Origin of the sequence: Pseudomonas sp. Irchel s3f10, assembly GCF_900187515.1 — a bacterium.
Taxonomy (GTDB): Bacteria; Pseudomonadota; Gammaproteobacteria; order Pseudomonadales; family Pseudomonadaceae; genus Aquipseudomonas; species Aquipseudomonas tensinigenes.
The window spans coordinates 803108-829180 of record NZ_FYDZ01000001.1 but is presented as its reverse complement, the minus strand read 5'-3'; the positions used below and the strand labels follow the sequence as shown (position 1 = coordinate 829180).

The 26073-nt window shown below is 59.1% G+C and carries 25 protein-coding genes; 14 read left to right on the top strand and 11 right to left on the bottom strand.

From position 1 onward, the window contains the following. Positions 1 to 54: 54 nt before the first annotated feature. Genes CKW17_RS03870 through gnd form a run of 3 tightly spaced genes read right to left on the bottom strand, consistent with a single transcriptional unit; the run spans position 55 to position 3373 of the window. On the bottom strand, positions 55 to 876 hold the full coding sequence (locus tag CKW17_RS03870; protein WP_095118779.1) for an HAD family hydrolase: 822 nt from the start codon (positions 874 to 876) through the stop codon (positions 55 to 57). Then, the gene (gene zwf, locus CKW17_RS03865) at positions 873 to 2396 is read right to left on the bottom strand and encodes a glucose-6-phosphate dehydrogenase (RefSeq protein WP_095118778.1); all 1524 of its coding nucleotides are present in this window, start codon (positions 2394 to 2396) and stop codon (positions 873 to 875) included. Before zwf ends, CKW17_RS03870 begins: the two co-directional genes overlap by 4 nt. Further along, the gene (gene gnd / locus CKW17_RS03860; RefSeq protein WP_095118777.1) at positions 2393 to 3373 is read right to left on the bottom strand and encodes a phosphogluconate dehydrogenase (NAD(+)-dependent, decarboxylating); all 981 of its coding nucleotides are present in this window, start codon (positions 3371 to 3373) and stop codon (positions 2393 to 2395) included. Before gnd ends, zwf begins: the two co-directional genes overlap by 4 nt. Positions 3374 to 3645: 272 nt before the next feature. Here gnd and CKW17_RS03855 point away from each other — a divergent pair, with 272 nt between their 5' ends. From CKW17_RS03855 to CKW17_RS03815, 9 genes are all read left to right on the top strand, one after another. After that, positions 3646 to 3828, top strand: coding sequence for a DUF6026 family protein (locus CKW17_RS03855; protein WP_016983768.1), 183 nt, complete (start codon positions 3646 to 3648; stop codon positions 3826 to 3828). A gap of 209 nt (positions 3829 to 4037) precedes the next feature. After that, a complete protein-coding gene (locus CKW17_RS03850) occupies positions 4038 to 5786 on the top strand; it encodes a phosphoethanolamine transferase CptA (RefSeq protein WP_095118776.1) in 1749 nt (582 codons plus the stop codon). A gap of 254 nt (positions 5787 to 6040) precedes the next feature. Beyond that, the gene (locus CKW17_RS03845) at positions 6041 to 9178 is read left to right on the top strand and encodes a hypothetical protein (protein ID WP_095118775.1); all 3138 of its coding nucleotides are present in this window, start codon (positions 6041 to 6043) and stop codon (positions 9176 to 9178) included. A gap of 540 nt (positions 9179 to 9718) precedes the next feature. After that, entirely contained in the window at positions 9719 to 10003 is a 285-nt protein-coding gene (locus CKW17_RS03840) for a DUF3077 domain-containing protein (protein WP_095118774.1), read from the top strand. After that, positions 10000 to 10266, top strand: coding sequence for a short-chain dehydrogenase (locus CKW17_RS03835; protein ID WP_095118773.1), 267 nt, complete (start codon positions 10000 to 10002; stop codon positions 10264 to 10266). The genes CKW17_RS03840 and CKW17_RS03835 overlap by 4 nt, the downstream gene beginning before the upstream one ends. Before the next feature lie 192 nt (positions 10267 to 10458). Next, a complete protein-coding gene (locus CKW17_RS03830) occupies positions 10459 to 10704 on the top strand; it encodes a type II toxin-antitoxin system ParD family antitoxin (protein ID WP_095118772.1) in 246 nt (81 codons plus the stop codon). Then, a complete protein-coding gene (locus tag CKW17_RS03825; RefSeq protein WP_095118771.1) occupies positions 10697 to 10987 on the top strand; it encodes a type II toxin-antitoxin system RelE/ParE family toxin in 291 nt (96 codons plus the stop codon). The genes CKW17_RS03830 and CKW17_RS03825 overlap by 8 nt, the downstream gene beginning before the upstream one ends. 223 nt (positions 10988 to 11210) lie before the next feature. Beyond that, positions 11211 to 13439, top strand: coding sequence for a TonB-dependent siderophore receptor (locus CKW17_RS03820; protein WP_095118770.1), 2229 nt, complete (start codon positions 11211 to 11213; stop codon positions 13437 to 13439). Between the two features lie 186 nt (positions 13440 to 13625). After that, entirely contained in the window at positions 13626 to 13835 is a 210-nt protein-coding gene (locus CKW17_RS03815; protein ID WP_016983771.1) for a hypothetical protein, read from the top strand. A gap of 523 nt (positions 13836 to 14358) precedes the next feature. Here the strand turns inward: CKW17_RS03815 and CKW17_RS03810 are convergent. The 5 genes from CKW17_RS03810 to CKW17_RS03790 form a co-directional block, all read right to left on the bottom strand. Then, positions 14359 to 14856 carry a GNAT family N-acetyltransferase gene (locus tag CKW17_RS03810; protein ID WP_095118769.1) on the bottom strand — a complete coding sequence of 166 codons (498 nt, stop codon included), beginning with the start codon at positions 14854 to 14856 and terminating at the stop codon, positions 14359 to 14361. A 117-nt stretch (positions 14857 to 14973) separates the two neighbouring features. Next, entirely contained in the window at positions 14974 to 15555 is a 582-nt protein-coding gene (locus CKW17_RS03805) for a DinB family protein (protein ID WP_095119029.1), read from the bottom strand. A gap of 17 nt (positions 15556 to 15572) precedes the next feature. Continuing rightward, entirely contained in the window at positions 15573 to 16688 is a 1116-nt protein-coding gene (gene zapE / locus CKW17_RS03800; protein WP_095118768.1) for a cell division protein ZapE, read from the bottom strand. Positions 16689 to 16710: 22 nt separating this feature from the next. Beyond that, complete coding sequence (locus CKW17_RS03795) at positions 16711 to 17052, bottom strand: nuclear transport factor 2 family protein (RefSeq protein ID WP_016982850.1); 342 nt, start codon at positions 17050 to 17052, stop codon at positions 16711 to 16713. Positions 17053 to 17104: 52 nt separating this feature from the next. After that, the gene (locus tag CKW17_RS03790; RefSeq protein ID WP_095118767.1) at positions 17105 to 17821 is read right to left on the bottom strand and encodes a YafY family protein; all 717 of its coding nucleotides are present in this window, start codon (positions 17819 to 17821) and stop codon (positions 17105 to 17107) included. A 201-nt stretch (positions 17822 to 18022) separates the two neighbouring features. On the opposite strand from CKW17_RS03790, the gene CKW17_RS03785 reads away from it, so the two are divergent. Next, the gene (locus CKW17_RS03785) at positions 18023 to 19075 is read left to right on the top strand and encodes an aldo/keto reductase (RefSeq protein WP_095118766.1); all 1053 of its coding nucleotides are present in this window, start codon (positions 18023 to 18025) and stop codon (positions 19073 to 19075) included. 110 nt (positions 19076 to 19185) lie between these two features. Here CKW17_RS03785 and speB read toward each other — a convergent pair whose 3' ends face one another. Further along, a complete protein-coding gene (gene speB, locus CKW17_RS03780; RefSeq protein ID WP_095118765.1) occupies positions 19186 to 20145 on the bottom strand; it encodes an agmatinase in 960 nt (319 codons plus the stop codon). A gap of 16 nt (positions 20146 to 20161) precedes the next feature. Beyond that, the gene (locus CKW17_RS03775; RefSeq protein ID WP_095119028.1) at positions 20162 to 21253 is read right to left on the bottom strand and encodes a polyamine ABC transporter substrate-binding protein; all 1092 of its coding nucleotides are present in this window, start codon (positions 21251 to 21253) and stop codon (positions 20162 to 20164) included. Between the two features lie 99 nt (positions 21254 to 21352). Here CKW17_RS03775 and CKW17_RS03770 point away from each other — a divergent pair, with 99 nt between their 5' ends. The 4 genes from CKW17_RS03770 to CKW17_RS03755 all read left to right on the top strand — a co-directional run bounded on the left by CKW17_RS03770 (position 21353) and on the right by CKW17_RS03755 (position 24985). Next, entirely contained in the window at positions 21353 to 22246 is an 894-nt protein-coding gene (locus tag CKW17_RS03770) for a LysR family transcriptional regulator (protein ID WP_095118764.1), read from the top strand. 132 nt (positions 22247 to 22378) lie between these two features. After that, positions 22379 to 23845, top strand: a complete 1467-nt coding sequence (locus CKW17_RS03765; RefSeq protein ID WP_095118763.1) for a nucleobase:cation symporter-2 family protein — start codon at positions 22379 to 22381, stop codon at positions 23843 to 23845. Positions 23846 to 23912: 67 nt separating this feature from the next. Beyond that, the gene (locus CKW17_RS03760; protein ID WP_095118762.1) at positions 23913 to 24386 is read left to right on the top strand and encodes an LEA type 2 family protein; all 474 of its coding nucleotides are present in this window, start codon (positions 23913 to 23915) and stop codon (positions 24384 to 24386) included. Positions 24387 to 24439: 53 nt separating this feature from the next. After that, on the top strand, positions 24440 to 24985 hold the full coding sequence (locus CKW17_RS03755) for a GNAT family N-acetyltransferase (RefSeq protein ID WP_095118761.1): 546 nt from the start codon (positions 24440 to 24442) through the stop codon (positions 24983 to 24985). 136 nt (positions 24986 to 25121) lie between these two features. On the opposite strand, the gene CKW17_RS03750 is transcribed toward CKW17_RS03755, so the two are convergent. After that, complete coding sequence (locus CKW17_RS03750) at positions 25122 to 26045, bottom strand: carbon-nitrogen hydrolase family protein (protein WP_095118760.1); 924 nt, start codon at positions 26043 to 26045, stop codon at positions 25122 to 25124. Positions 26046 to 26073 lie beyond the last annotated feature (28 nt).

Here is a 26073-nt window from a genome sequence, read left to right as displayed (position 1 = left end):
ATGACACACCGCTTTCGCGAGCAGGCTCGCTCCCACATTTGGTTTTGCGTGTTTTCAGCGAGGCAGGATGTATTTCTCGATCGCTTGGGCCACGCCGTCTTCGGTGTTTGGCGCGGTGACCACATCGGCTTGGCGCTTTACCGCCTCCTCCGCCTGACCCATGGCAATCGACAGCCCTGCGCAATGAAACATCGCCGGATCATTGCCGCCATCGCCGATGGCCGCTGTCTGCTCCAATGGAACACCGAGATGTTCGGCCAGAGTTGCCAGCGCCGTGCCTTTGTTGGCCTCCAGCGCCGTGACGTCGAGATACACCGGTTGCGAGCGTGACACTTGTGCCATGCCATTGACCTTGGTCAACAGGCGCGCCTCCAGTTCGATCAACAGCTCAGTGTTGTTACTGGTCGCGACAATCTTGTCGATGCGCTGCAGATACGGCTCGAAACTCTCAACCACCACCGGCGGATAACCGAGGCCGTGCTGCTCGCGCGGCACCATCGGCCCGTGCGGATCCTTGAGCAGCCAGTCACCGCCGCTGAACACCCAGATTTCCACATCCGGCTGATCGGCGAACGTGGCCAACGCAATCAGCGCCGTCGTCGCCGGCAGATAATGCGCAACCAACAAACTGCCATCCGGATTGACGATGGTTCCACCGTTAAACGCCGCTGTCGGCAGATCAACGCCCAGGGCTTCGATCTGCTGCAGCATGGCTTTCGGCGGTCGCCCCGTGGCGAGGCTGAACAACACGCCCGCCTCACGCAGCGAACGCACAGCATCAATGGTGCGTTGACTCAGCGTGTGATCCGGCAGCAGCAACGTGCCGTCCATGTCGCTGAGCAGAAAACGGATAGGTTGTTTCGGCAAGTCACTCATCCGAGGCCATGCCAGACGCGGCCATCGCGAGTCAGCAGATCTTCGGCGGCTTGCGGGCCGTCCTCACCAGCGGCATAAGTCTGCACGCTCGCGTCCTGCTGCCAGGCGTCGAGGAACGGTTGCACCGCACGCCAGCCATTCTCGATATTGTCGGCGCGCTGAAACAGCGTCTGATCGCCGGTCAGGCAGTCGTAGATCAAGGTTTCGTAACCGGTCGACGGCTGCATCTCGAAGAAATCCTTGTAGGCAAACCCCAGCTCGATGTTGGCCATGTTCAACGCCGGCCCCGGTCGTTTGGCCAGCAGGTCGAACCACATGCCTTCGTTCGGCTGGATCTGGATGCGCAGGTAAGTCGGCTGCAATTCATCGACTTCGGTGTCACGGAATTGCGCATACGGCGCCGGTTTGAAGCAGATGACGATCTCGGTGTCGCGCACGCTCATACGCTTGCCGGTGCGCAGATAGAACGGCACGCCGACCCAACGCCAGTTGTCGATCATCACTTTCAGCGCGACGTAGGTTTCGGTGTTGCTGTCAGGCGAAACGTTAGCTTCCTGGCGATAGCCGTTCAGCGCTTTGCCGTCGACTTCGCCAGCGCTGTACTGGCCGCGAACCGAATTGGCCCGTGCCTCTTCAGTGGTCCACGGGCGGATCGCGCCGACCACCTTGGCCTTCTCGCCGCGCACCGCATCGGCGCCAAACGCGGCCGGCGGTTCCATGGCGACCATGGCGAGCAACTGGAACAGGTGATTGGGCACCATGTCACGCAGGGCGCCGGTGTGTTCGTAAAAACTGCCACGGGTTTCGACGCCGACGGTTTCCGCGGCGGTGATCTGCACGTGGTCGATGTAATGATTGTTCCAGAACGCTTCGAACAGGCTGTTGGAAAACCGGCTGACCAGAATGTTCTGCACGGTTTCCTTGCCCAGATAATGGTCGATCCGATAGATCTGCTTTTCGGACATCACCTTGAGCAAACAGGCGTTCAACGCTTCGGCGGTTTGCAGATCGGAGCCGAACGGCTTCTCGATCACCACTCTTCTGAACGCTTCCGGAGTTTCTTCCAACAAACCGGCGCTACCCAGTCGGCGCACCACTTCGCTGAAAAAACGTGGCGCGGTGGCCAGGTAGAACACCGCATTGCCAGTGCCGCTGTCGGCGATTTTCGCCGCCAGCGCGGAATAAGTGCTGTCGTCCAGGAAGTCGCCCTGGACGTAGCTGATACCTTTGGCGAGCTTGGCCCACAAGGCCGGATCAAGCATCTGATCGCCCTTGCCGACCTTCGCCGCCACTTCGGTGCGGATGAAGTCTTCGAGCTTCTGCGCGAAGGCTTCATCGGTAATGGCGTTGTGGTCAACGCCAACGATCCGCAGATTTTCGTCAAGCAAGCCGTCGCGACTGAGGTTATACAGCGCCGGCATCAGCAAGCGCTTGACCAGGTCGCCGTGGGCACCGAACAGAAACAGCGTGGTCGGTGGTGCGGGTTCTGCCTTGGATTTTCTGCGGATCGTATGGGTCATTTCTTCGGTGTCTCCACGTGGCCGCCGAAGCCGAAGCGCTGGGCCGAAAGAATCTTGTCGCCAAACGTGCCCTGACCGCGCGAGCGGTAACGCGAGAACAGCGAGTTCGACAGCACCGGTACCGGCACCGCTTGTTCCATGGCCGCTTCGATGGTCCATTGACCTTCGCCGCTGTCGGCAACAGAGCCGGAGAAACCGTCGAGCTTCGGATCGCTGGCCAGTGCATCGGCGGTCAGATCGAGCAACCACGACGACACCACGCTGCCACGGCGCCACACTTCCGCGATGTCGGCGACGTTCAGATCAAAACGCTGATCTTCCGGCAGGCGCTCGCTGGATTTGGTCTTGAGGATGTCGAAGCCCTCGGCGAACGCGGCCATCATGCCGTACTCGATGCCGTTGTGAATCATCTTCACAAAATGCCCGGCACCGGCAGGACCGGCGTGGATGTAGCCGTGCTCGGCGCGCTGATCCTCGGACTTGCGGTCCTTGGTGCGCGGGATATCACCCATGCCCGGCGCCAGAGCGGCGAACAGCGGGTCGAGGCGCTGCACGGTTTCAGCGTCGCCGCCGATCATCATGCAATAGCCGCGCTCCAGGCCCCAAACGCCACCGGAGGTGCCGACGTCGATGTAGTGCAGGCCTTTTTCGGCCAGAGTCTTGGCCCGGCGAATGTCATCCTTATAGTTGGTGTTGCCGCCGTCGATGATGGTGTCGCCGGCTTCGAGCAAAGTGCTCAGGGTGTTGATGGTGTCTTCGGTGGGTGCGCCGGCCGGCAGCATGACCCAGACCGCACGCGGTTTGGCCAGGCCGGCAACCAGTGCCGGCAAATCGGCGACGCCAGTGGAGCCCTCGGCGACCAGGTTATCGATGAAAGCGGTATTGCGGTCGTAAACAACGGTGGTGTGACCGTTGAGCATCAGACGTCGCGCAATATTGCCGCCCATGCGGCCCAGTCCAATAATCCCGAGTTGCATGTGCTGATGCTCCTTACTACAAATAAATGTGTGTCATTGGTTATAGCCCAACGCGACTGATGGAGGTTAGTCCAGAGCGTTGCGATGAAGTTTCCGGGCATTGTGCCCGATCCAGACTGATAACGCCCCGAATCATGCAGAAGACACACCGACCATGAAAAATAAAAAAGTTCCATTCACAGGCAAAAGAAATCAAAATCGGCGCCGATAGTAGATCTGTACCGCAAGTCGGGACGACCTACAGTTGATGCACGCCATTTGCGAGGTGAGCAATGGGCACAGTACACACAGCAATGCCGCCACAAACCCTGTACGTGACGATTCGTCGCGATGAATTGCGTCAGTTGAAAGACGAACGCGACCAGTTGAAGCAGGAGCTGGCGCAACTGCGCCTGTTGACCCAGGGTGCGCAACCGCAACCTTTGCCGGTCGTTCAGCGTCATCCCCACGCCTGATCCCCCGCCTGATTCGGGAACGGCAGCGGCTGTTCCCGACACGCTACCCTCTGGCCGCATGCCCCACGGCAAAAGCGCCGCTTAACAAAACTTTCACATTCTCTTCGTAATACTCCGCCCCATTCTGGCCGTACCTGCGTGTACGGCCTCCGTTCGTCGGCTTCATGGATGTTCCGGCGGTGGTTGTAACGAGTGAGCTGGAGCGCCGAATGGCATTGTTCAAACGCAGCAAAACGACTGCGACAGGTTTCGATTGGGCCGGTTTTCTCTGGCTGTTTGTATTCTTCTGGTACTTCTCGGGTATCACCCAACTGCTGATCCAGCTGACCGGTACCTCCGGCTTCACCGGGTTCCGTCAGGCGTTCGTCATGAGCGCGATCTGGCTGGCGCCGATGCTGCTGTTCCCCAAACGCACCAAACTGCTCGCCGCCATCATCGGCGTGGTGCTGTGGGCCTGCTCGATGGCCAGCCTCGGCTACTTCTTCATCTATGAGCAGGAATTCTCCCAGAGCGTGATCTTCATCATGTTCGAGTCGAACGTGTCCGAAGCCGGCGAGTACATGACCCAGTACTTTGCCTGGTGGATGGTACCGGCGTTCCTCGCGCACACCGCGCTCGCTTACTTCCTGTGGACTCGCCTGCGCCCGGTGTACATGCCCCGTGGCCGCGCATTCGTCGCGGCGATGGCCATCCTGATTGCGGTGATCGGTTATCCGCTGGTCAAACAAACGATGCGCATGGGCACCTTCGCCCAAGGCTTCGAGAAATTCGAAACCCGCATCGAGCCGGCGGTGCCATGGCAGATGGTCGTGGCCTATCACCGTTACCAGGAAACCCTCGCCGACATGCAGGGCATGCTGCACAACGTGAGCAAAATCCCGCCGCTGAAAAACCTCAAGGACGCCTCGGCCGATCAGCCAAAAACCCTGGTGCTGGTGATCGGCGAATCGACCAACCGTCAGCGCATGAGCCTTTATGGCTATCAGCGCAACACCACGCCGGAACTGGACAAGCTCAAGGATCAACTGGCGGTGTTCGACAACGTCGTCACTCCACGTCCGTACACCATCGAGGCGCTGCAGCAGGTCCTGACCTTTGCCGACGAGGAAAACCCGGATCTGTACCTGTCCACGCCGTCGCTGGTCAGCATGATGAAGCAGGCAGGCTACAAAACCTTCTGGATCACCAACCAGCAGACCATGACCAAGCGCAACACCATGCTCACCACGTTCTCCGAACAGGCCGATGAGCAGGTATACCTGAACAACAACCGCAACCAGAACGCCGCGCAATACGATGGCGACGTGATCGAGCCGTTCAACAAGGCGTTGGCTGACGCCGCACCGCGCAAACTGATCGTTGTGCATTTGCTCGGCACGCACATGAGCTACCAGTACCGCTATCCGCCGACGTTCGACAAGTTCCAGGACCGCAACGGCGTGCCGCCCGGCGTGCGTGACGACCAGGTACCGACCTACAACAGCTACGACAACGCCGTGCTGTACAACGACTTCGTCGTGTCGAGCCTGATCAAGGATTACGCCAAATCCGATCCGAACGGCTTCCTGCTGTACCTTTCGGATCACGGTGAAGACGTGTTCGACTCGGTGGGCCACAAGACCCTGGGCCGCAACGAAAACAAACCGACCGCGCCGATGTACACCATTCCGTTCATGGCCTGGGCGTCGCCGAAGTGGAAGGCCAACCACGACTGGAACTTCGCCGGCGACCTCGATCGCCCGTACAGCAGCTCGCACCTGATCCACACCTGGGCCGACCTCGCCGGTTTGAGTTTCGATGAACTCGACCACAGCAAGAGCCTGGTCAGCGACAGCTTCAAAGTGCGTCCACTGCTGATCGGCGATCCGTACCAGACCGACCAGCGTGCGTTGATCGACTTCAGTTTGATGAAGCCGAAGAAACTCGACACTGCACCGGCGGATGTCGCACAAAAGTAAAGCCGCTGTGGACCTACCGAGGTGATGGCAACCGCAGAGCGCTTTGCCTGATCCCTTGAAAAGCTCTGTATCGAAAGATGCAGGGCTTTTTTTGTTAAAGGCTCCGGAAAAATGGGGGTTGAGAAGGGTGATCATTGCTCGAATACCCTACCGCACGTCGGATTTCAATCCGCACCTGTCAGATCTGACAGGTGCGCAACTTGGCTTTTAGCCGTTCAATTACTCCGTCAATTTCCGCCACGGAGCTCCCTCCCATGTCCGCTAAAAACCAGCCTGAAAACGACCAACTGATCCTCAATGAACTCAAGATCCCCGGCCGTACCGGGCCAGTGTCCGAAACGCCCAAGGTCTGGGGCATCAACCGCGCCGCGGCGCTGGACAATTTTCCGCGTCAGGGTCTGTTGTGCCAGGCCGGCCCTTGGGCGCCCATGAATCCCCACGACAGTCTGGTGATCTACAAGAACAAGACCCAGGAAATATTGCGCGAAATCGTCAATACCGGCGAGGTCAACACCGAGCTGCAAATGTTCGTGGAGGCACGCCATATCACCGAAGGCACATACACCTTGTCCTACAGCGTTACCCGGCTGGGCGGAGTGGCCGAGGATTCGCTAGAGACGCAGGTGCTGGTCAAGCTCACCCGCCCTGGTGGCGAGGACCATAGCGAAGAGCCGGGGCATCCGGATCTGGTCATGACCATCCCTGAGGAGATTCTCAAGGGGGGTATCGATGAGGATAACGTCGCCAGCGGCGTACCGATCACAATCGGCAAACCCGATGACAAGCCACCCTACCCGTTCGCCGCGGCCGGCGATGTGATCCGGGTTAGCTGGGGCGGCGTGTTTGTACTCAGCGCCCCGTTGACTCAGGCGCAAGCTGATGGCACGGAGTCAATCATCGTGAAAATCGACGCAGCCACCATCCGCAATGCCGGCGACTCCGACGACGCGGGTCTGGCTGTAGTTTTCGAGGTTTACGATCTGGTCGACAATCGATCCTCGGACTGGAGTGTCGAGCAACGGGTGTTGGTGGCGGTGGACAAAACGCGCTTGGTCGCGCCATTGCTCAAGGAGGCGCAGAACAATGTGCTCGACGTCGACAAACTGGGCGACGCCGACGGCACAGCGCAGGTCTGGGTGTCAGGCGCCTCGTTCAAGGTCGGCGACATCCCCATCCTGAAAATCAGGGGAACGCCACAAGAAGGCCCGCCGGTTGATATTGAAGTGCCGGGTGACCCCTTGGTCAGCGTGCCTACCACCCATGAAACCAAAATAGACAATCGCATCCTGCGCCAATTGGCAAAAAGCCAGATCGCCCTGTCCTATCGCCTGGAAAAGGCCGACGGCTCTGCTGATCTACCGGCCAAAACCCAGTTCATCAGCGTCATCGGCGAGGTGCAGCGTCTGGAGGCGCCCCTCGCACTGGACGCGAAGCAAGGTGCACTGGACCCGCTACTGCCACAAGTGCGCATCGAAGTTCCGTTCGACGCCTCGTTCGCCGCCGGTCAGGTCATCAACCTGTTCTGGCTCGGCACCCGCCCTGACCTGGAAGCCTACCTGCCTACCCTGCCGCCGCGGCTGATTACCCAAGGCGATTACGACGCCAAGGAGCCGCTGCTGATTATCGTCGACAATAAGCACCTGACACCGATCATTGGCGGAAAACTGGAGCTGTATTACCAGTTGCTCATTGAAGATTTGGTGTTCAACCAGATGGATCGGTTCCAGCAGACCCGCGCCATCCGCGAGTCGAAACACGCCGATATCCTGCAAATCGGCGAAGCACGCAAAGAGTTGCCAGAGCCGACAGTGGACGGCGTGGTCGACGGCGCCCTGCCGCCCGATACCAACGGCACCAACCTGATTGTGGGCTACCTCAAGACCGTCAAGGGCGATGAGGTGATTTATCACTGGGAGGGTTCAAAAACCGGAATGCACAGCGACTCGCTGAAACTCAATGATTTCACTGCCGGCCAACCTGTGCCGTTCACCATCAAGGCCGAGTTGATCAAGGGCAATGAGGGCGGAACGGTAAAGGCCTCGTACGAACTCAAACGCGCAGCGGGTGGTACGAGTTATTCGGATACGTTGGAGTTTAATGTTGGGGTGGCGCTGGATCTGAAAGAGCCCCGCATCAAAGAAGCCAATCGCAACATTCTCGATCCGTTCGCGGCCCAAGACACTCTGACGGCCGTTATTCCGGCCTATTCAAACATGATCGGTACCCAAGTCACTGTGACCTGGAGCGGCACGCCCGGTCAGGGCAGCGCAACTACGGACCCCGTCGATATCACCGAGCAAGTGGACAAGGAAGTTACATTGTCCAGGTCAGTGGTTCCGTTCAATTTGGGCAAACAGGTGAGCGTGACTTACACCGTGATCCGCAATTCAGTACCGCAGGGCTCGGATGAATTGCTTCTTGGCGTGCTGCCGATCACCGATGGCGATCCAAGACTAGGTTTGCCATTGATCATCGAAGCTGCAAATAGCGGTAACGACCCTGAGTTCGATATCAGCGCGCTGACCACTAACGCAACGATGCGAGTGAACAGCTACCCTTTCATTGCTCTGGAGCAATATGTCTGGCTGCGTGTGACAGGCACCCTCAACGATACGAACGGAAGCGAGTATGCAAAAACTTTCTGGCAGCCACCGGGTTCGAAAACCAACAGTATGTGGATCAGCCAAGGATTTCAGACCCATACAATCCCGCTCGCCGATTTGAAAAGTTTGAGGAACGGCAGCGACTTGACAATGGAGTTTAAGACAGGGCTAGGAGGGAGTACGGACGAGAACGTTGCAACGACATTTAAGGAGCGGGTTTATAAAATAAAGGCTGGACCAGCACTTGAATGGGACAATCGTCCAATCACATTTGAGATAAAGACCGTTTCAGTTGAAGGCGCAAAACCTGATTGGACGGACAGAGGCAAACTTCAGGACAAGTGGATCAATCGCCCACCCTCGGGAGGGGTTCCTCCGTATACGTACACATCATCTGATGCAGATGTCGCCACTGCCAAGGGGGGACAAATTGTTTCAGTTCGCCCCGGTCGCTGTGTTATCACCTTACAAGACGAAGCAGGCACAACTAAAACGCTTGAAGTAACAGTAAGCGCAACCGAATACAAGCTTTTATACTCTCCAAGACTTGGAACCCTCGCGGAATTCAAGGCGTGGGCTGAGCAAGTGGGAGGTACAAGCCGCGTTCCTAACGAGTTCTTGGACGTTTTCTTCAGCCAATTTAATGCACGTCAAAATGAATCGTTCCACTTAACTATCGAACCTTTCCCAAATGGCAAAAATCAGTGCATGTTTGCTGGTCCTTCTCAATGGGGTTATAGGGTGGTCTCAGCCGAGGAAAAATTGCAGTTTTTAACCATCAAAAGATGACTGTGAGTGAAAATGTTTTCAGGAGGCTACGGTGACTAACAAGGACGGCCCCTGAAGAATCCCCACAAATCTACTCCAAGCTCTGCTTAGATGACGCACCTCATCACTCAGGGCTTCCTCCAACATTTCCAAAGTGCTCGCCGTCAAAAGGAATTCAACCGTACCAGACTACGTTTCCTGATCTTTCAATGTTGAAAAAAACTGGCAGATTGTCAAAGCGCATAGCCTTGCCCCTACAAAAAATCCCGCCAAACTCCGGCAGATTGCAGCGGTTGACTGCCCTGCCCTCACTCCCTATCCTCGCGCCTGTCACGACTCATTCGTGATCGGGTTTGACGGCCTGAAAAATCCAAGACGCACATTGCTCTCCAATGTGTGCGTGCACTCCTGTGTCCGACGCACTGCTCAATGGTGACTGTGTGCGGGGCATCTTCGGGTGCGCCGGGTGTCTTGGACCGGTCCGTCAACCTGCACACAGTTGCCACCTATTCGTTTGACGGCGATGAAGTGGCAGTTTTCGACTTCCAAGAGGCTACACCGATGACCGATCCAACCACGATGTCCACACCCTTCGCCCACTGCGACCACGTCGCTCACCACCTCTTCACCGTCCAACCCGACATCCCCCTTCTCGACGCGCTCGAACACGCCTCCGTCTACCTCAACTGCGCCGAAGCCCTCGCCCATCAAGCCCCCACCGCCACCCGCCCGGAACACAGCGGTTCACTGCACTGGGCCAGTCAGCAAATGCTCAGCACCGCCCGCGCGTTGGTGCTGGCCTCCGTCGCCGGTTTGCATGCCGCACAGGCCGGAGGTGAAGCATGAGTTCGCACATTTCGATGACCCACAACGAAGACAACATTCCGGTTTTATTGATCTCGACTGAAGCCCCGCTAGATGTTCTGCACAGCAGCGCGGCCAGTCGCTTTCTGGCGGTGACGCAGATGATGGAAAGTCTGGCCAGTCTGGATATCTCGTCTGCCAAGGGTGCTGATGTGCAGCAACTGGCCCACGCCGCTGCTATGTTGTTGCGTGATGCCTGTGATGTGATGGATGTGTTGGGCCGGCAGATCCGTTTGCGCGTCTGATACCCGCAAAGTCAAAAGATCGCAGCCTTTGCCAGCGCGCCTATATCGATCAATGTAGGCGCTGGCGAAGGCTGCGATCTTTTGCTTTTAAAAGTGCAGGGCCAGCCGATGCGTGGACAAATCCAGAGCTCGTTAGCGCACCAATAGTATGATAATTTGCGCAAAGTCGACCATCCGCCGGAGGCCCGCTCCATGGGAACCGTACGAAAAACCATCACCGTAACTGACCAGCAAGATCACTGGATCAAAGCCCAGATCGAAGCCGGTCACTACACCAACGATAGCGAATACATCCGGGACCTGATCCGCCGTGAACAGGAGCGAAACGCCGAGCTGGAAAGCATCCGCGCTGCTCTTCGGGAAGGTGAATCCAGTGGAAAACCTCGCCCTTTCGATCCCGAGGCATTCAAGAAGCGAATGTTAAGCGCGCATGGCTGAATATCGTCTAGCCCCCGCCGCTGAGGGTGATCTTGAGTTGATCTGGAGTTACACCGTTCAACAATGGGGGCTGGATCAGGCCAATCGCTATATCGACATCATTACCACAGCCTTTGAACAGCTGGCCGAACGCCCTGAAACAGCTCCGGCCTGCGATGCAATCCGTCCCGGTTATCGGCGCTACAGTGTGGAACGCCACATGATCTACTTCCGAATCACAGCGTATGGAATCGCGATCATCAGAGTCCTGCATGATCGGATGGAAGCGCAACGTAACTTGTAAGTCTGCTAATAGCAGAAACAAAAGATCGCAACCTTCGGCAGCTCCTACATCGATCGGTACAGGAGTTGCGAAGGCTGCGATCTTTTGCTTTTCAAGCGAGGTCGAGTCAAACCTCAGAAACACTTTCAAATAATAATATTTCTCGTTTGATACTAAATCCCAGCCGCACCCTTCGTCTTTGAACAAACGGAATTTTTCCCTCGAAGACAAGGAGTCGGCTGCGATGTTCGCGCCCATTACCCGTTCCATGACCCTCACCCTCGGCCTGTGCGGCGCTGCGTTCAGCGCCGATCTGCTGGCTGAAACCGAAGCTGAAAAATCGCCGCAGCCCGGCAATCCGGCGCTGGAACTGGCCGCGACCAACGTCAGCGCGCAAGGCCTGGGCACCACCACCGAAAACACCGAGTCCTACACCACCGGCGCGATGAGCACGGCGACGCGGCTGAACCTGTCGATCAAGGAAACCCCGCAATCGGTGTCGGTGATCACGCGCCAGCAGATGGATGATTTCAAGCTCGGTACATTGTCCGAGGCCATGCGCCAGACCCCCGGTGTGGTGGTGCAGCATCTGGATTCGGATCGAGTCAGCTATTCATCGCGTGGTTATGCGATCAACAACTTCCAGATCGACGGGATGCTCAACACCTTCGATCGTATGAAGTCCGATTCCGACACGATCATTTACGACCGTATCGAGGTGGTGCGTGGTGCCACCGGGTTGACCACGGGTGCGGGTGATCCGTCGGCGACGATCAACATGGTGCGCAAGCGTCCGACCGCGCAGTGGCAGGCGCTGGCCGGGGTCAGTGGCGGCAGCTACGACAATTACTACAGCTACGTCGACGTCGGCGGGCCGCTGGCGTTCGACGGGCGCTTGCGTGGGCGCACGGTGTTGGCGTATCGCGACAACCAGTCGATCAAGGACAAATACGCGCTGCAACGGGAGGTCGGTTATGGCGTGCTGGAAGCCGATCTGACCGATTCCACCGTGCTGGCGGTCGGTTACGATTATCAGAACAAGCATGTGCAAGGTTCATCCTGGGGCACCGTGCCCTACTGGAATGCCGATGGCAGCAAGGCCGGTCTCGGCCGTTCGACCAACATGGCGACGTCGTGGAGTTCCTGGCCGCTGCAAGACAAAACCGCATTCGCCACCCTCGATCAGCAACTGGCCGGCGGCTGGCGCCTGAAAGCCGCGTACACCCACCGCGAGAGCAATACCGACGGCAAGGTCTATTACGGTGGTGCCGGTTTTCCCGCAGCGGACCGCAGCGGCATGATCGCCTACACCTCGCACATGATCGGCACGCAGAAAATGCAGGCGTATGACTTCAATGTCTCGGGTCCCTACTCGCTGCTGGGCCGTGAGCACGAAATGATGTTCGGCTACGGTGAGGCCGTGCGCCGTTCGAATTCACCGTACACCATTGCCGGTGCGCGTCCCAAGGACTACGGGACCATCCGCGACTGGAAATACATGGGCGACATCGCCAAGTTCAGCGACACCGTCACCGACCTCACCGGGTCCAAGGACGATACCCGGCAGAAAGCCGGGTACATCGCCACGCGCCTGAGCCTGACCGATGATCTGCACGCCGTGCTCGGCAGCCGATATGGCAGTTGGCAAGCGTCCAGTACCAGCAACAGTTACGACGCCAATCGGCAGCTGACCAAGGTCGATTACACCAGCCAGAAACAGAACGACGTCTGGACGCCATACGCCGGGCTGCTGTACGACCTGACCCCGGAATACACGGCGTACGTGAGTTACACCGACATCTTCAAGCCGCAGGGCAACCGCGACAAGAATCGCAAATACATCGACCCGGTGGTCGGCAAAAACTATGAAGTGGGCATCAAGGGCAGTCTGCTTGAGGAGCGCCTGAACCTGTCCACGGCGGTGTTCTGGAGCAAGCAGGATAACGTCGCCGAACTCGATAACTCGGTACCGGCGGATCCGGTTACCCGTGAGCAGTTCTACAAATCCGGCGGCAAGGGCAACAAGGTCAACGGATTTGAAGCCGAAGTGTCCGGTGAAATCCTGCAGGGCTGGAACATGACCGCCGGTTACACCTACACCCACTCGGTCAACGGCGAAAGCGCGCGCACCAATACCAATCAGCCGATGAACCTATTGCGCGTCTCTACGGCGTACCGTCTGCCGGGCGAATGGCAGGCGCTGACCGTGGGCGGAGCGGTGAACTGGCAAAGCGATGTGTATGGCACGTCGAGCCGACCGGTCGGCGACGACACCGAACAAGCGCGAATCGCCCAGAGCGCCTATACCGTGGTCAATCTGATGTCGCGCTACGAGTTCGACCGGCATCTGTCGGCGTCACTGAACGTCAACAACCTGTTCGACAAGAAGTATTACGACAACGTCGGCTTCTATAACGGCGTGTACTGGGGTGACCCGCGCACCGTCACTCTGAGTCTCGACTGGAAGCTCTGACCCCCGCCTCTCTAGTGCGGCGCACCTGTGCTTGATGTGCGCCGCGTCTGTCTGAAATTGCCCCGCAACATGCTGCAAAACCTACACTGAACCGGCGTTAACCCCGTGTTAATTCATGCCATCCAGACTCTCTTCCGAGATCTGCTTCATGGACGAACAGCTCCCACTTGTTCAGTAGGAGGCACCATGAAAATCACTACCGCAATCCTTGCCGGGCTGTTTGCCCTGGGTTCTGCCAGCGTCTTCGCCGAAGGCGGCGCTGAGCGCATGCGTTATTACTACGACAACTTCCCGGTTCAGCACGCCCAGAGCGAGCAGAAGAGCGACGCCAACGCGAAAGAAATTCGCGTTCCCGCCGACCAGACCGCGCAAGTGACCGAGTCCTATCGCGACTGAGATTTAGCGAGCAACCGATGGACCTCCCGTGGCTCCGCTCTGGCCTGGGAGAAGACAGTTTGGCGCCCTGATTGGGGCGCCTTTTTTTATGGGCATTGAGCGGGGTGTTCGACCTTATGCTGTCGCGAGTTCGCAGATTGGGTTGGGTCAGCAAGATCCAACCCCCTCACCCCAGCCCTCTCCCCAAAGGGGCGAGGGGGAAAGGGAGCCGATTTTCATGCTTTTCAATACCTACGTTCGGCTCGATGTTTCAGGTCGGCATACCTCGCCCAAACACCTCGGTCAGTCCCCCTCCCGAGCGAGAGGGAGCTAATTTGTGGGTTTTCAAACCTGAGTTCGGCTCAATATCTCAGGTCGGCGTACCTCGCCCAAACACCTCGGTCAGTCCCCTCTCCCGAGCGAGAGGGAGCTAATTGTGGGTTTTCAAACCTGAGTTCGGCTCAATATCTCAGGTCGGCGTACCTTGCCCAAACACCTCGGTCAGTCCCCTCTCCCTTTGGGAGAGGGCTAGGGTGAGGGGCTTCTAGGCCTGCAAACTCTTGATCCAGAACTGCATGCGCCCGTGATCCGGGTCGAACATGCCCGGCGCGAAGCCGAACTTGCGGTAGGAACCCTGCGCCACGGCATTGCCTTCGAGCACTTCAAGGGTGATCTTGCAGCAACCGCGCTGGCGAGAGATTTCCTCAACTTTCTGCAGCATTTTCTGGCTCAGACCGAGGCCACGAAACTTGCCCACCACCGCCACGTCATGGACGTTGACCAATGGCTTGCAGGCAAACGTGGAAAACCCTTCAAAGCAGTTCACCAGCCCCGCCGGTTCGCCACCGACAAAGGCCAGCACGCTGAACGCATGCGGGCGACGGGCCAGTTCTTCGGGCAGTCGACGCAACAGGTCAGGGTCAAGCGAATGACCGCCGCCCATCGGGTCTTCGGCGTAATGATTGAGCACGAAACCGATGGCCTCGGCGTGCGTTGGATTGCTGTAGCTGGCTTGAAGTACAAGAATCTCTGCGGAATCCATTTCCATCCCCGAACACACAAAAGCCCCGGCGCGCAAAGTGCGTACTGAAAGGCTGACTGACCTTAGCGCGGGGGTGATCGGACGGGCAACCCGCAAATGCAAAAGATCAAAAGATCGTCAGTGGCCCCAGATCAGTTCTTCAGTCCAACCCAGTTCGGCAAAGTCCTCGGCGCGTAAACTGCTTTCGCCGACACAGAAAAACTCATCCAGTTGCGGCGGCTTCACCGCGCTATCGCTGAGCATCGCGTGCACCTGACCACGGTGATGAATCTGATGCTCGAACAAATGCGACAGCATGCGCAGACGACTGTCGTGCTGCGGCGTGTCACGGGCGATGGTGACGATCCTGGTCAGATCGGCATCGCGCAGTTGCTCGCAATAAGCAATCAGCCGCCGATCAACGTGAGCCTGCTCTGCACGCAGCTGCGCGCCCTCGGTAAACGGCTCGTCCACGTTGAAAAACACATAACAGTCAGGATGCGGCTCGGCCCCGCGCAGCTCGCGCTCCAGCGCATCGACGTAGAACCAGTCGCAGGTGAGGATGTGATTGAGAGTCAGGCGAATGCTCGGAAAAAAGCTCACCCGAGGCGCCGCCAGATCCGTCGCACTAAGCTGCGACCAGGCCTTGGCCAGCCGATGATTGGCCCAGGCATTCTGATAAGCCATGGTCAGCAGATGATGGGATAACGCTTGGCTCATGTCGGCGCCCTCTTCACTCAAGCTTCGGCAAAACGCTGCAGCTGCATCTCCTGCAAGCGACTGAGCGTGCGGCGGAACGGGAATTCCAGATAACCCTCGGTGTACAGCGCGTCCATCGGCACTTGCGCCTCGATGTACAGCGGCACCTTGCGGTCGTAGCACTCGTCGACCAGCGCGATGAATCGCCGCACACCGTCATCGTGAACCGACAATTGCGGCAACTCACGGTCACCGGCCACAACCCGTTGCGCGCCATCTTCAGTGCCGCGCGCGATGCGCCCCTCACGTTTCTGAGCGCTCAGATTCGGCACCTCGCTCAACAGAATAGCCGTGTAGCGGTCGCACAGCGCAATGAAATCCATGGCGGCGAAAGGTTGCTCGCACAGATCCGCGTAGCGGCACCACACCACCGTTTCACTGGCCTGCACCACGTTCAACTGGCGATGCCCGACCGACACCGGTTCGCTGCTGGCCGCTTGCCCGGCGGTCAATGCCGGAAAGACCTCATCCAGTGCACTGCCCGCAGACGTGGCCACAAAATAACGTTGCAGGCCCGCCCCCGGATGCAAGCGATGATCCTCGGCGCCATTCACCGCCACCACCTGCATATGCGCCTTGATCGCGGCAATCGCCGGGACAAAGCGATCGCGGTTGAAGCCATCGGCGTACAGATCGTCCGGCGGTAGATTGGACGTGCACACGATCACCACGCCTTCGTCGAACATCACCTGAAACAGCCGACCGAGAATGATCGCGTCACCGATGTCGTTCACGAACAATTCATCGAAGCACAGCACCCGCACCTCGGCCGCCAGCTCCCTGGCCAACGCGCGCAATGGATCGGCAATTCCGGTCAACTGGAACGAACGCTGGTGCACCCAGCCCATGAAGTGATGAAAGTGTTGACGTCGCGCCGGCACCCGCAGGCTCTGGTAGAACTGATCCATCAGCCAGGTCTTGCCGCGTCCGACCGGCCCCCACAGATAAACGCCGGTGACCGAACGGGCACCGGCGTGCAGGGCTTCATGGCATTTTTGCAGTGCCCAGACCGCGTGTTCCTGGGCTTCATCCTGGATGAAACCCTTGTGTTGCACGGCGTGTTGCCAGGCGCTGAGGGGGGAGTCGAAATTCATGCGCGGCAGTATGCCACGCCGATTACAGGGAAATATCCAGTCGGGCGATTTTCCCCTGCTCGTTCAACCGAAACGTGTAGCGCAGTTGCGCCGGGCTGCCGGGAAAGGTTCCGGAAATCAGCCCGTGCACCAGCACCTTGCCGGTGCGCTGCTGCACGTCCAGCACTTCGACCCGTGGTTGATAACGTTGCCCGGTGTCGTGCATCCATTGCGCAATGGCTCGCGGGCCGACTTGATGCTGGCCCTCGTCGAACACGTTGGCATCCTCGGCAAAAAAACTGGCGACCCGGGAGGTATCGCGTGCGTTGGCCGCATCGATATACGCAGCGATCGCCGGGGCCAGCGCAGAGACGGGATGGGACATGGTTGCAGCTCCTTTTTGTTTGGTTCTGCGAGCATCCTAAAACAGTGTTGCGTCAGTTTTTGTCAGGAGTGAACCGCCCGCTTTCATCCAGTTGCATCTGCTCGCGCCAAGTGCGCAAAAGGTCGCTGCGCCGTCCCGGATAACCCTCGCCCTGGCGGCTGGCAGCGCTGATCCGGTCGGTGCGAAACGTGCGGTAGGCGCCGCGCAATTCGCACCACGCGACGATGATCCGCACCTCATTGAGAAAGCCCAGCGCCAAGGGCCAGATCAGTCGCTGACTGGACACCTGTTGCGCGTCGGCGTACGCGATGTGCAGTTTGGCCTGGTCGCGGATGGCATGGCGGAACACGTTCAACGGCACGGCGTTTTGCGGAAAACCATAGCCCGGCGGGCCCGGCATCACCGTGGGATTGCGCAGCGCTTCCTGGGCCTGCGGATCGAGCACAGCGGCAATTTTCGCCAGCGCATCCGCCGCCGCTTTGCCGAGGACTTCGTCACCGCGCTGATCGACGTAGCGCAAACCGAGAACAATGGCTTCGGTCTCGTCGGCATTGAGCATCAGTGGCGGCAGAAACAGGCCGCTGCGCAGCACATAACCGATCCCCGCCTCGCCATGGATCGGCGCGCCGAGCGCGGTCAGCTCAGCGATATCGCGATAGAGCGTGCGCTCGGACACTTCCAGCTCGGCAGCCAGAGTCGCCGCCGTGACCGGGCGCTTCTTGCCGCGCAGCACTTGCAGCAAAGTCAAAAGACGAGTGGTACGTGACACGATCGGCAGACTCTGGACGAAAAAGATGACGGAGCTTAGCAGAGGCTAGTGTCAGAAAATGGCAGGAGCCGAACGACGGTAATGACAGTCCTGACCGTTGAGCGGCAAGCGTCTTGACAGCCAATATTACCGACATCATATTGGCGCAATATTTCGATCGTAATTTTTTATATCAAGCGAATTTCCATCGAGGGCGTTGCCATGCATTACAAGGTTTTTGGCCGCAAGACTGGTCTGCGTGTTTCTGAACTGGCATTGGGCGCCGGCAATTTCGGCACCGGTTGGGGTCACGGCGCCGAACGTGACGAAGCCAAGCGTATCTTTGATGGTTTTCTCGATGCTGGCGGCAATTTCATTGATACCGCCAATGGTTATCAGGGCGGGCAATCGGAGTCGATGCTCAGCGAATTCATTGCGCCAGAACGTGATCGGCTGGTAATCGCCACCAAGTACAGCATGGGCACAACCCCGGCCGACGGTATTTCCCAAACCGGCAACGGTCGGAAAAACATGGTTCGCGCGGTTGAGGAAAGTCTCAAACGCCTGAACACCGATCACATTGATCTGTTCTGGGCGCACGTGACCGATGGCGTGACGCCCATGGAAGAAATCCTCCGCGGTTTCGATGACCTGGTGCGCGCCGGCAAGATTCACTATGCCGGCCTATCCAACTTCCCGGCATGGCGCATTTCCCGCGCCGACGTACTGGCGGAACTGCGCGGCTTCGCGCCAATTGCAGCGATTCAGGTCGAGTACAGCCTCGCCGAGCGCACTGCCGAGCGCGAATTGCTGCCGATGGCCGAAGCGCTGGGACTGGCGGCGACGCTGTGGTCGCCACTGGCCGGCGGTTTCCTCACTGGCAAGTATCGCGGCGGCGATGACAACAACCGTGCGAGCAAACTCGGCATGCTGGTGCACGCGGAAAAAAGCGCCCGCGAAACCGCCCTGCTCGATACGTTGCTGGCCGTAGCTGCAGAAATCGGCGCCAGCCCGACCCACGTCGCCATCGCCTGGTTACGCGAGAAAGCCCGGCGCTCGACGACCGCGTTGATTCCGATCCTCGGCTCGCGCACCCGCGAACAACTGGATGCCACCCTCGGCGCGCTCGAGGTGCAACTGAGCGAACAGCAAGTGGCTCGGCTGGAAGACAGCAGCAGCGTGCCGGCCGGTGTTCCGCACGAGACGATTGCCAGTGCCACACCTCGCTTTACCGGCCCGCAGACGTTGGACCTGCCGATCATCCCGGTGGCCTGACCCGGCTGTGGGAGCTAGCTTGCGAAAGCGGCGGATCAGTCGACAAAGAGGTTGGCTGAGCTGACGCCTTCGCGAGCAGGCTCGCTCCCACAGGGGTAGGCAGTGTTGCGTCAAATATCGACTTTGTGGCGGGCGGCGTAGAGGCAGAGCATTTCCATGGCCAGTGTGGCGGCGGCCAATGAAGTGACCTCGGCGTGGTCGTAGGCCGGAGCGACTTCCACCACGTCCATGCCGACCAGATTGATGCCGCGTAACCCGCCAAGAATCTCCAGCGCTTGCACGGTGCTCAGGCCGCCGCAGACCGGGGTGCCGGTACCCGGTGCAAACGCCGGATCAAGGCAGTCGATGTCGAACGTCAGGTACACCGGGTTATCGCCAACGCGAGCGCGGATCGCTTCGACAATGGCTTCGCAGCCACGCCGATGCACCTGTCGGGCATCGAGTACCTGAAAGCCCATGTGATCGTCATTGGTGGTGCGCAAACCGATCTGCACCGAACGCGCCGGATCGACCAAGCCTTCCCGAGCGGCGTGCCAGAACATGGTGCCGTGATCGATCCGTTTGCCCTCTTCATCCGGCCAGGTGTCGCTGTGCGCATCGAAGTGAATCAGCGACAGCCTGCCATGTTTGCGCGCGTGGGCCTTGAGCAGCGGGTAGCTGATGAAGTGGTCGCCGCCAAACGTCAGCATCGCGCTGCCAGCGTCGAGAATGCGCTCGGCGTGAGCTTCGATGCTTTCCGGGACGCTGTGCGGCGCGCCGAAATCAAAGTCGCAGTCGCCATAATCGATGACCGCCAGATGATCGAACGGGTCAAACGTCCACGGCCAGTGGCGCTCCCAGGCGATCCCGGTGGAAGCCGCGCGAATCCCCCGAGGCCCGAAACGTGCGCCGGGGCGGTTGCTGGTGGCAGTGTCGAATGGCACGCCACTGACCGCGACATCAACGCCGCGCAGATCACGGCTGTAGCGGCGGCGCATGAAACTGGTGATGCCGGCGTAGGTGCTTTCGGCAGCGGTGCCGTAGAGGCTGTCGCGGGTCAGGGCCTGATCGTTTTGCATGGGCACATCCATCGTGGTGTTCCTGTGGTTATTGATGGCTACGGAAAGTGGTCCACAGACGCGTGCGCTGACGCATGTCCTTGAGGCTCATGCTGCGGTCGGCATAGAGCCGCGCGCGCACCTCGCTGGGTGGGTAGATGTCGGGATCGTTGCGCACGGCTTCATCCACCAATGGCGTGGCAGCCTGGTTGGCGGTGGCAAAAAACAACGTGTTGGTCAGTTCGGCCACCGAGTCCGGGCGCAGCATGAATTCGATGAACGCCCGCGCGGCTTCGGGGTGCGGCGCGTCTTTGGGGATGGCCAGATTGTCCTGCCACACCAGCGTGCCTTCCTTGGGAATGCGGTAGGCCACTTCGTACGGTTTATTGGCCTTGTGTGCCTGATCAGCGGCCATGCTCGCGTCGCCGTTGTAGGTCAGCGCGAGGCACACGTTGCCACTGGCCAGATCATTGATCTGCCGACCGCTGGCGACGTACAGCACCGACGGCTGGAGTTTCTTCAACAACGCCTCGGCGGCGGCCAGGTCGTTTTTGTCGGTGCTGTAGGGATCCTTGCCCAGGTAATGCAGGGCCAGACCAATGACCTCCTGCGGCGAATCGAGGATCGCGATGCCGCAGTCCTTGAGCTTGCTGGCGTTCTCGGGTTTGAACAGCAGATCCAGGCTGTTCAGCGGCACATCGGGCAACCGTTTCTTCACTGCCTCGACGTTCATGCCCAAACCCAGTGTGCCCCAGGTGTACGGCACACCGTAGCGATTGCCGGGGTCGACGGCAGCCATTTTCTCCAGCAAATCCGGATCAAGATTGGCGTAGCCCTTGAGGCCCTTGTGAGGGATTTCCTTCAACGCGCCGGCCGCGAGTCCACGGGCCAGAACGCTGGACGACGGCACCACCACGTCGTAACCGCTGCCGCCGGTGAGCAACTTGGTCTCCAGCACCTCGGAGGTATCAAAAGTGTCGTAACGCACATGTATGCCGGTTTCCTGTTCGAACCGTTGCAAGGTTTGCGGCGGCACGTAGTCGGCCCAGCTGTAGAGGTTGAGGGTTTTGTCCTCGGCCTGAGCCTGAACAGCCACGGACAACAGCAGCGCGGAGAAACACAGCTTGAACACGGGAGCCATGACGAACACCTGACCGAGGAAAGTGGTTGCAGGATGCGCCGTCAGATACATTAGAAAAATAGCCGAATAATTATCCTGACTTTATCCCGGAGTAATGTGATGTTGGGTCAGCTGCACGATGTCGATTTGCAACTGTTGCGCCTGTTTGTGCGCGTGGTTGAGTGTGGCGGCTTCAGCGCTGCCCAAGGTGATCTGGGCCTGAGCCAGTCGAGCATCAGCCAGCAAATGGCCAAACTGGAAACCCGCCTCGGTTACCGTTTGTGCAGCCGTGGCAAGGCTGGCTTCAGCGTTACGCCCAAGGGTGAACAGTTGTTGATCGCGGTGCGTACATTGTTTGAATCGATCGAAACCTTCCGCCATCAATCCAACGGCGTCGCCGGGCGTTTGATCGGTGAAGTGCGTCTGGGGATTTCCGAGTCAGTCGATCAATCGGTATTGCAACGGGTGGCTGAGGCGATCCGGCGTTTTCGCGAGCGCGATGAGTCGGTGCGCATCGAGCTGATCAGCGCCATGCCCGGCGAAATGGAACGGCTGCTGTTGCAACAGCGGCTGGATCTGGCCATCGGTTATTTCTCGCAAGTGCAAAGCGCCTTCGACTATCAGCAGTTGTTCAGCGAAACCCAGCATTTGTACTGCGCTGCCGGCCATCCCTTGTTTACCGATGAGAAGCCCAGCGATGCCGCCTTGCAGGCCTGCGACCGGGTCGATCACCCCTATCGTTTTTTCCGCAGTGACGAGCCTTTTCAGGGCAAGGTCTGCTCGGCGCGGTCGGAGCAGGTTGAGGGTACGCTGACGTTTATTCTGTCCGGCAAACATGTCGGCTATCTGCCGGATCACTATGCGCGGAGCTGGCAATCGAAGGGCCTACTGAAGCCGATCCGTGAGGGCGAGTTGAGTTTCGAGGTGGCGTTTCATCTGGCCCGGCATCGGGCGCAGGTGCCGGGGGATGCGCAAAAGGCGTTTGAAGAAGATCTGCTCAGCGCATTTGCATGAATCGATTTAGCGGGCAACACCCGAAAAACCTGACCTTTCAGGCAGTTATTGCTCGTTGCCCTCGCCGCCCTCTTCCGGCATCCTGCGCCTCCATTTTCTGACCCGGCCCCGCCTTGCGGCGCGCAAAACACCATGACCGCCTCTGAAAAAGCCCCGCGCAACAACGACCTGATTTACGGCCTCAACGACCGCCCACACCTGACTGCAACCGTATTCGCTGCGCTGCAACACGTGCTGGCGAGCTTCGTCGGCATCATCACTCCCACCCTGATCATGGGCGGCGCCCTCGGCCTGCACAGCGAAATCCCTTACCTGATCAGCATGGCGCTGTTCGTCTCCGGCCTCGGTACTTTCGTCCAGGCCAAGCGCTTCGGCCCGGTCGGTTCGGGTTTGTTGTGCCTGCAAGGCACCAGTTTTTCCTTTATCAGCGTGATTCTCAGCGCCGGGTTCATGGTCAAGGCGCGCGGTGGCGGCACCGATGAAATCCTCTCGACGATCTTTGGCGTGTGCTTTTTCGCCGCCTTTATCGAAGTGGTGCTGAGCCAGTTCATCGGCAAGCTGCGCATGCTGATCACTCCCGTGGTCACCGGCACCATCATCACGTTGATGGGCCTGTCACTGATCAAAGTGGCAATGACCGACATCGCCGGCGGTTTCGGCGCGCCTGATCTGGGCGCGGCTAGCCACATCTTCCTCGCAGCGTTGGTGATCGGCACCATCGTTGTGCTGAATCGCGTCGACGTACCGTTCCTGCGCCTGGGCGCAATCGTCATCGGTCTGACCCTCGGTTACGTGGTCGCGTGGCTGATGGGCACCGTGGATTTCGCTTCGATGCCGGAGGTGCCGCTGGTCAGCGTGCCGGTGCCGTTCAAGTACGGCTTCAACTTCGACTGGGTGGCTTTCGTGCCGGTCGCAGTGATTTTCCTCGTGTCGCCGCTGGAGGCTGCGGGTGACTTGACGGCCAACTCGATGATTTCCCGGCAACCGGTCAAAGGCCCGCTGTACATCCGCCGGATCAAATCCGGCCTGCTCGCCGACGGCCTCAATTCGGCCATGGCCGCTGTGTTCAACAGCATGCCGATGGTGACCTTCGCGCAGAACAACGGCGTGATTCAGCTGACCGGTGTGGCCAGCCGTTACGTGGCTTTCTTCATTGCCGGTTTGCTGGTGCTGCTGGGGCTGTTTCCGATGATTGGTGCGGTGCTGCAACTGATGCCGAAACCGGTCCTCGGCGGCGCCGAACTGGTGATGTTCGGCACTGTGGCGGTGGCCGGGATCAAGATCCTCGCCGAAGCCGGTCTACATCGGCGCAACATGCTGATCGTGGCGATTTCGCTGGGCATGGGCCTGGGCATCGCGGCGGTGCCGGAAGTCCTGCGCGAGCTGCCGCAAGCGCTGCGCAACATCTTCGAATCGCCGATCACCGTCGGCGCGTTGTGCGCTATCGTGCTGAACGTCTTCCTGCCCGAAGAATTCATCGAGCTGGAAGAAGACGATTTCGACCCGGAAGCTTCTATTCTTCAGGTCATGGAAAACCCGGACATGCCGGCCAAAGGTGAACCTGCCCCAGCGGCGGCTGTCGCACAGTTGAACCGCTGACGTCTGACCTTTAACAGAAAGGGTTGAGCCGGCAACGGTTCAGCCCTTTTTTGTTGAGAGACCGTTTATGCGCCGCGTCCAAGCCGTCATTCTGTCGTTACTGCTGCTGTCCCTCAGCGCCTGTGCGCTATTCCCCAACCGTGATCCGGTGAACATCAACGTGGTCGGCCTCGAACCATTGCCGAGCCAGGATCTGGAAGTGCGCTTCGCCATCAAGATTCGCGTGCAAAACCCCAATGAGACGGCCATCGACTACAACGGCATTGCGCTGGATCTCGAAGTCAACGGCCATTCACTGGCCTCCGGTGTCAGCGATCAGAGCGGCTCGATCCCACGCTTTTCCGAAAGCATCGTCACGGTCCCTGTGAGCATCTCGGCGTTCTCGGTCCTGCGCCAGACACTGGGCCTGAGTCAGACGCAAACCCTCGATAACCTGCCCTATGTGCTGCGCGGCAAGCTTGCCGGCGGTCTGTTCGGCACCATGCGCTTTGTCGACAGCGGCAAGCTCAGTTTGCCCAAGGCCAGTGCCGCAACCTGGTAAAAATGCGTTAGCCTGCTTCGTTCATTAAAGACATTCAGGGAGGCTGCAGGTTTATGGAAGACATACCGACGCTGTACACCGAACGACTGATCCTGCGCCCATTGCAACTGGCCGATGCCGAAGCGGTGCAGCGCGAGTTTCCGCATTGGGACGTGGTGCGTTATCTGAACGCGGCAGTGCCATGGCCGTATCCGGAGGACGGTGCCTTCGCCTACCTGCGCGATATTGTCTTGCCGGCGGTTGCGGCGGGTAAGGAATGGCCTTGGACGATTCGCCTGAAATCGGCACCGGAACTGTTGATCGGCAAGATCAGCCTGATGGATCAGGCGGACAACCATCGGGGTTTCTGGCTGGCGCCGGCGTGGCAAGGTCAGGGTTTGATGACCGAAGCCTGTGCGGTGGTGACCGATTACTGGTTCAACGTTCTGCAACGCCCAGTGATGCGCGTGCCGAAAGCGGCGCCGAATCTAGGCTCGCGCAAACTCTCGGAGCGTGCGGGGATGCGCTTGATTCGTACCGATGAAGGCGATTTCGTCGGTGGGCGTTTCCCGCGGGAGCTGTGGGAAATCACCCGGGAAGAATGGCAGCAGCGCCACTGACTCCCAGACATACCACCGATCCATTGTAGGAGTGAGCCTGCTCGCGATAGCAATCTGTCAGTTAACGATTATGGTGTCTGGCAGACCGCTATCGCGAGCAGGCTCACTCCTACAGGGTTCGGTTTCAGGCAGTACCCTATGTGTTGAAGCGCACGCCCGGTTTTGCCCGCTCATCCACACTCAACTCAAACACATCCGGCCGCGCATAGTGGCCAACCACATCGTAGTCATACCGCGCCCGCACCAGTTCATCGGTGTCGATTTCAGCGGTGAGCAACCCCGCCTCGCCGCGCAACGGCCCCGCGAGCACGTCACCCATCGGCCCGACAATCACGCTGCCGCCAGCAATCAACGGACGCTCCACCGGCCAATTGGCGATTTCAACGCCCAACGCCTGAGGCGAAGCCTGCACCTGACAGGCACTGACCACAAAGCAACGGCCCTCATGAGCGATGTGACGCATGCTGACCTGCCACATCTCGCGCTCATCGACAGTCGGCGCGCACCAGACTTCAATGCCTTTGGCGTACATCGCCGTGCGCAGCAGCGGCATCATGTTTTCCCAGCACACCACCGCGCCGAGCTTGCCGACCTGGGTGTCAAACACCGGCAACGTCGAGCCATCACCCTTGCCCCAGATCAGCCGTTCGGTGCCGGTCGGCATCAGTTTGCGGTGTTTGCCGACAAGCCCGCCCTGCGGGTCGAAATACAGCGCGGTGCAATACAACGTGCTGCCACCGCGTTCGATCACACCGATTACCAGGTTTGCCCCGGTTCGCGCCGACATTGCCGTCAGCGCTTCCGTTTCGGCGCCCGGCACATCGATCGCGTTGGCGAAGTAACGGGCGTACGCTTCACGCCCCTCAGGCAGGCGATAACCCAATTGCGTGCCGAAACCCTCACCTTTCGGATAGCCGCCCAGCAGTGCTTCGGGCATCACCACCAATGCCGCGCCGGATTCAATGATCGCGCCTTCCCAACTCAGAATCTGTTCAAGGGTGGCGTCTTTGCCTTCGGGCAAAGCGCCGATTTGCAGCGCAGCAACAATAGATTTGGCCATTGCGGTAATTCCATCATGTTCAGATGTT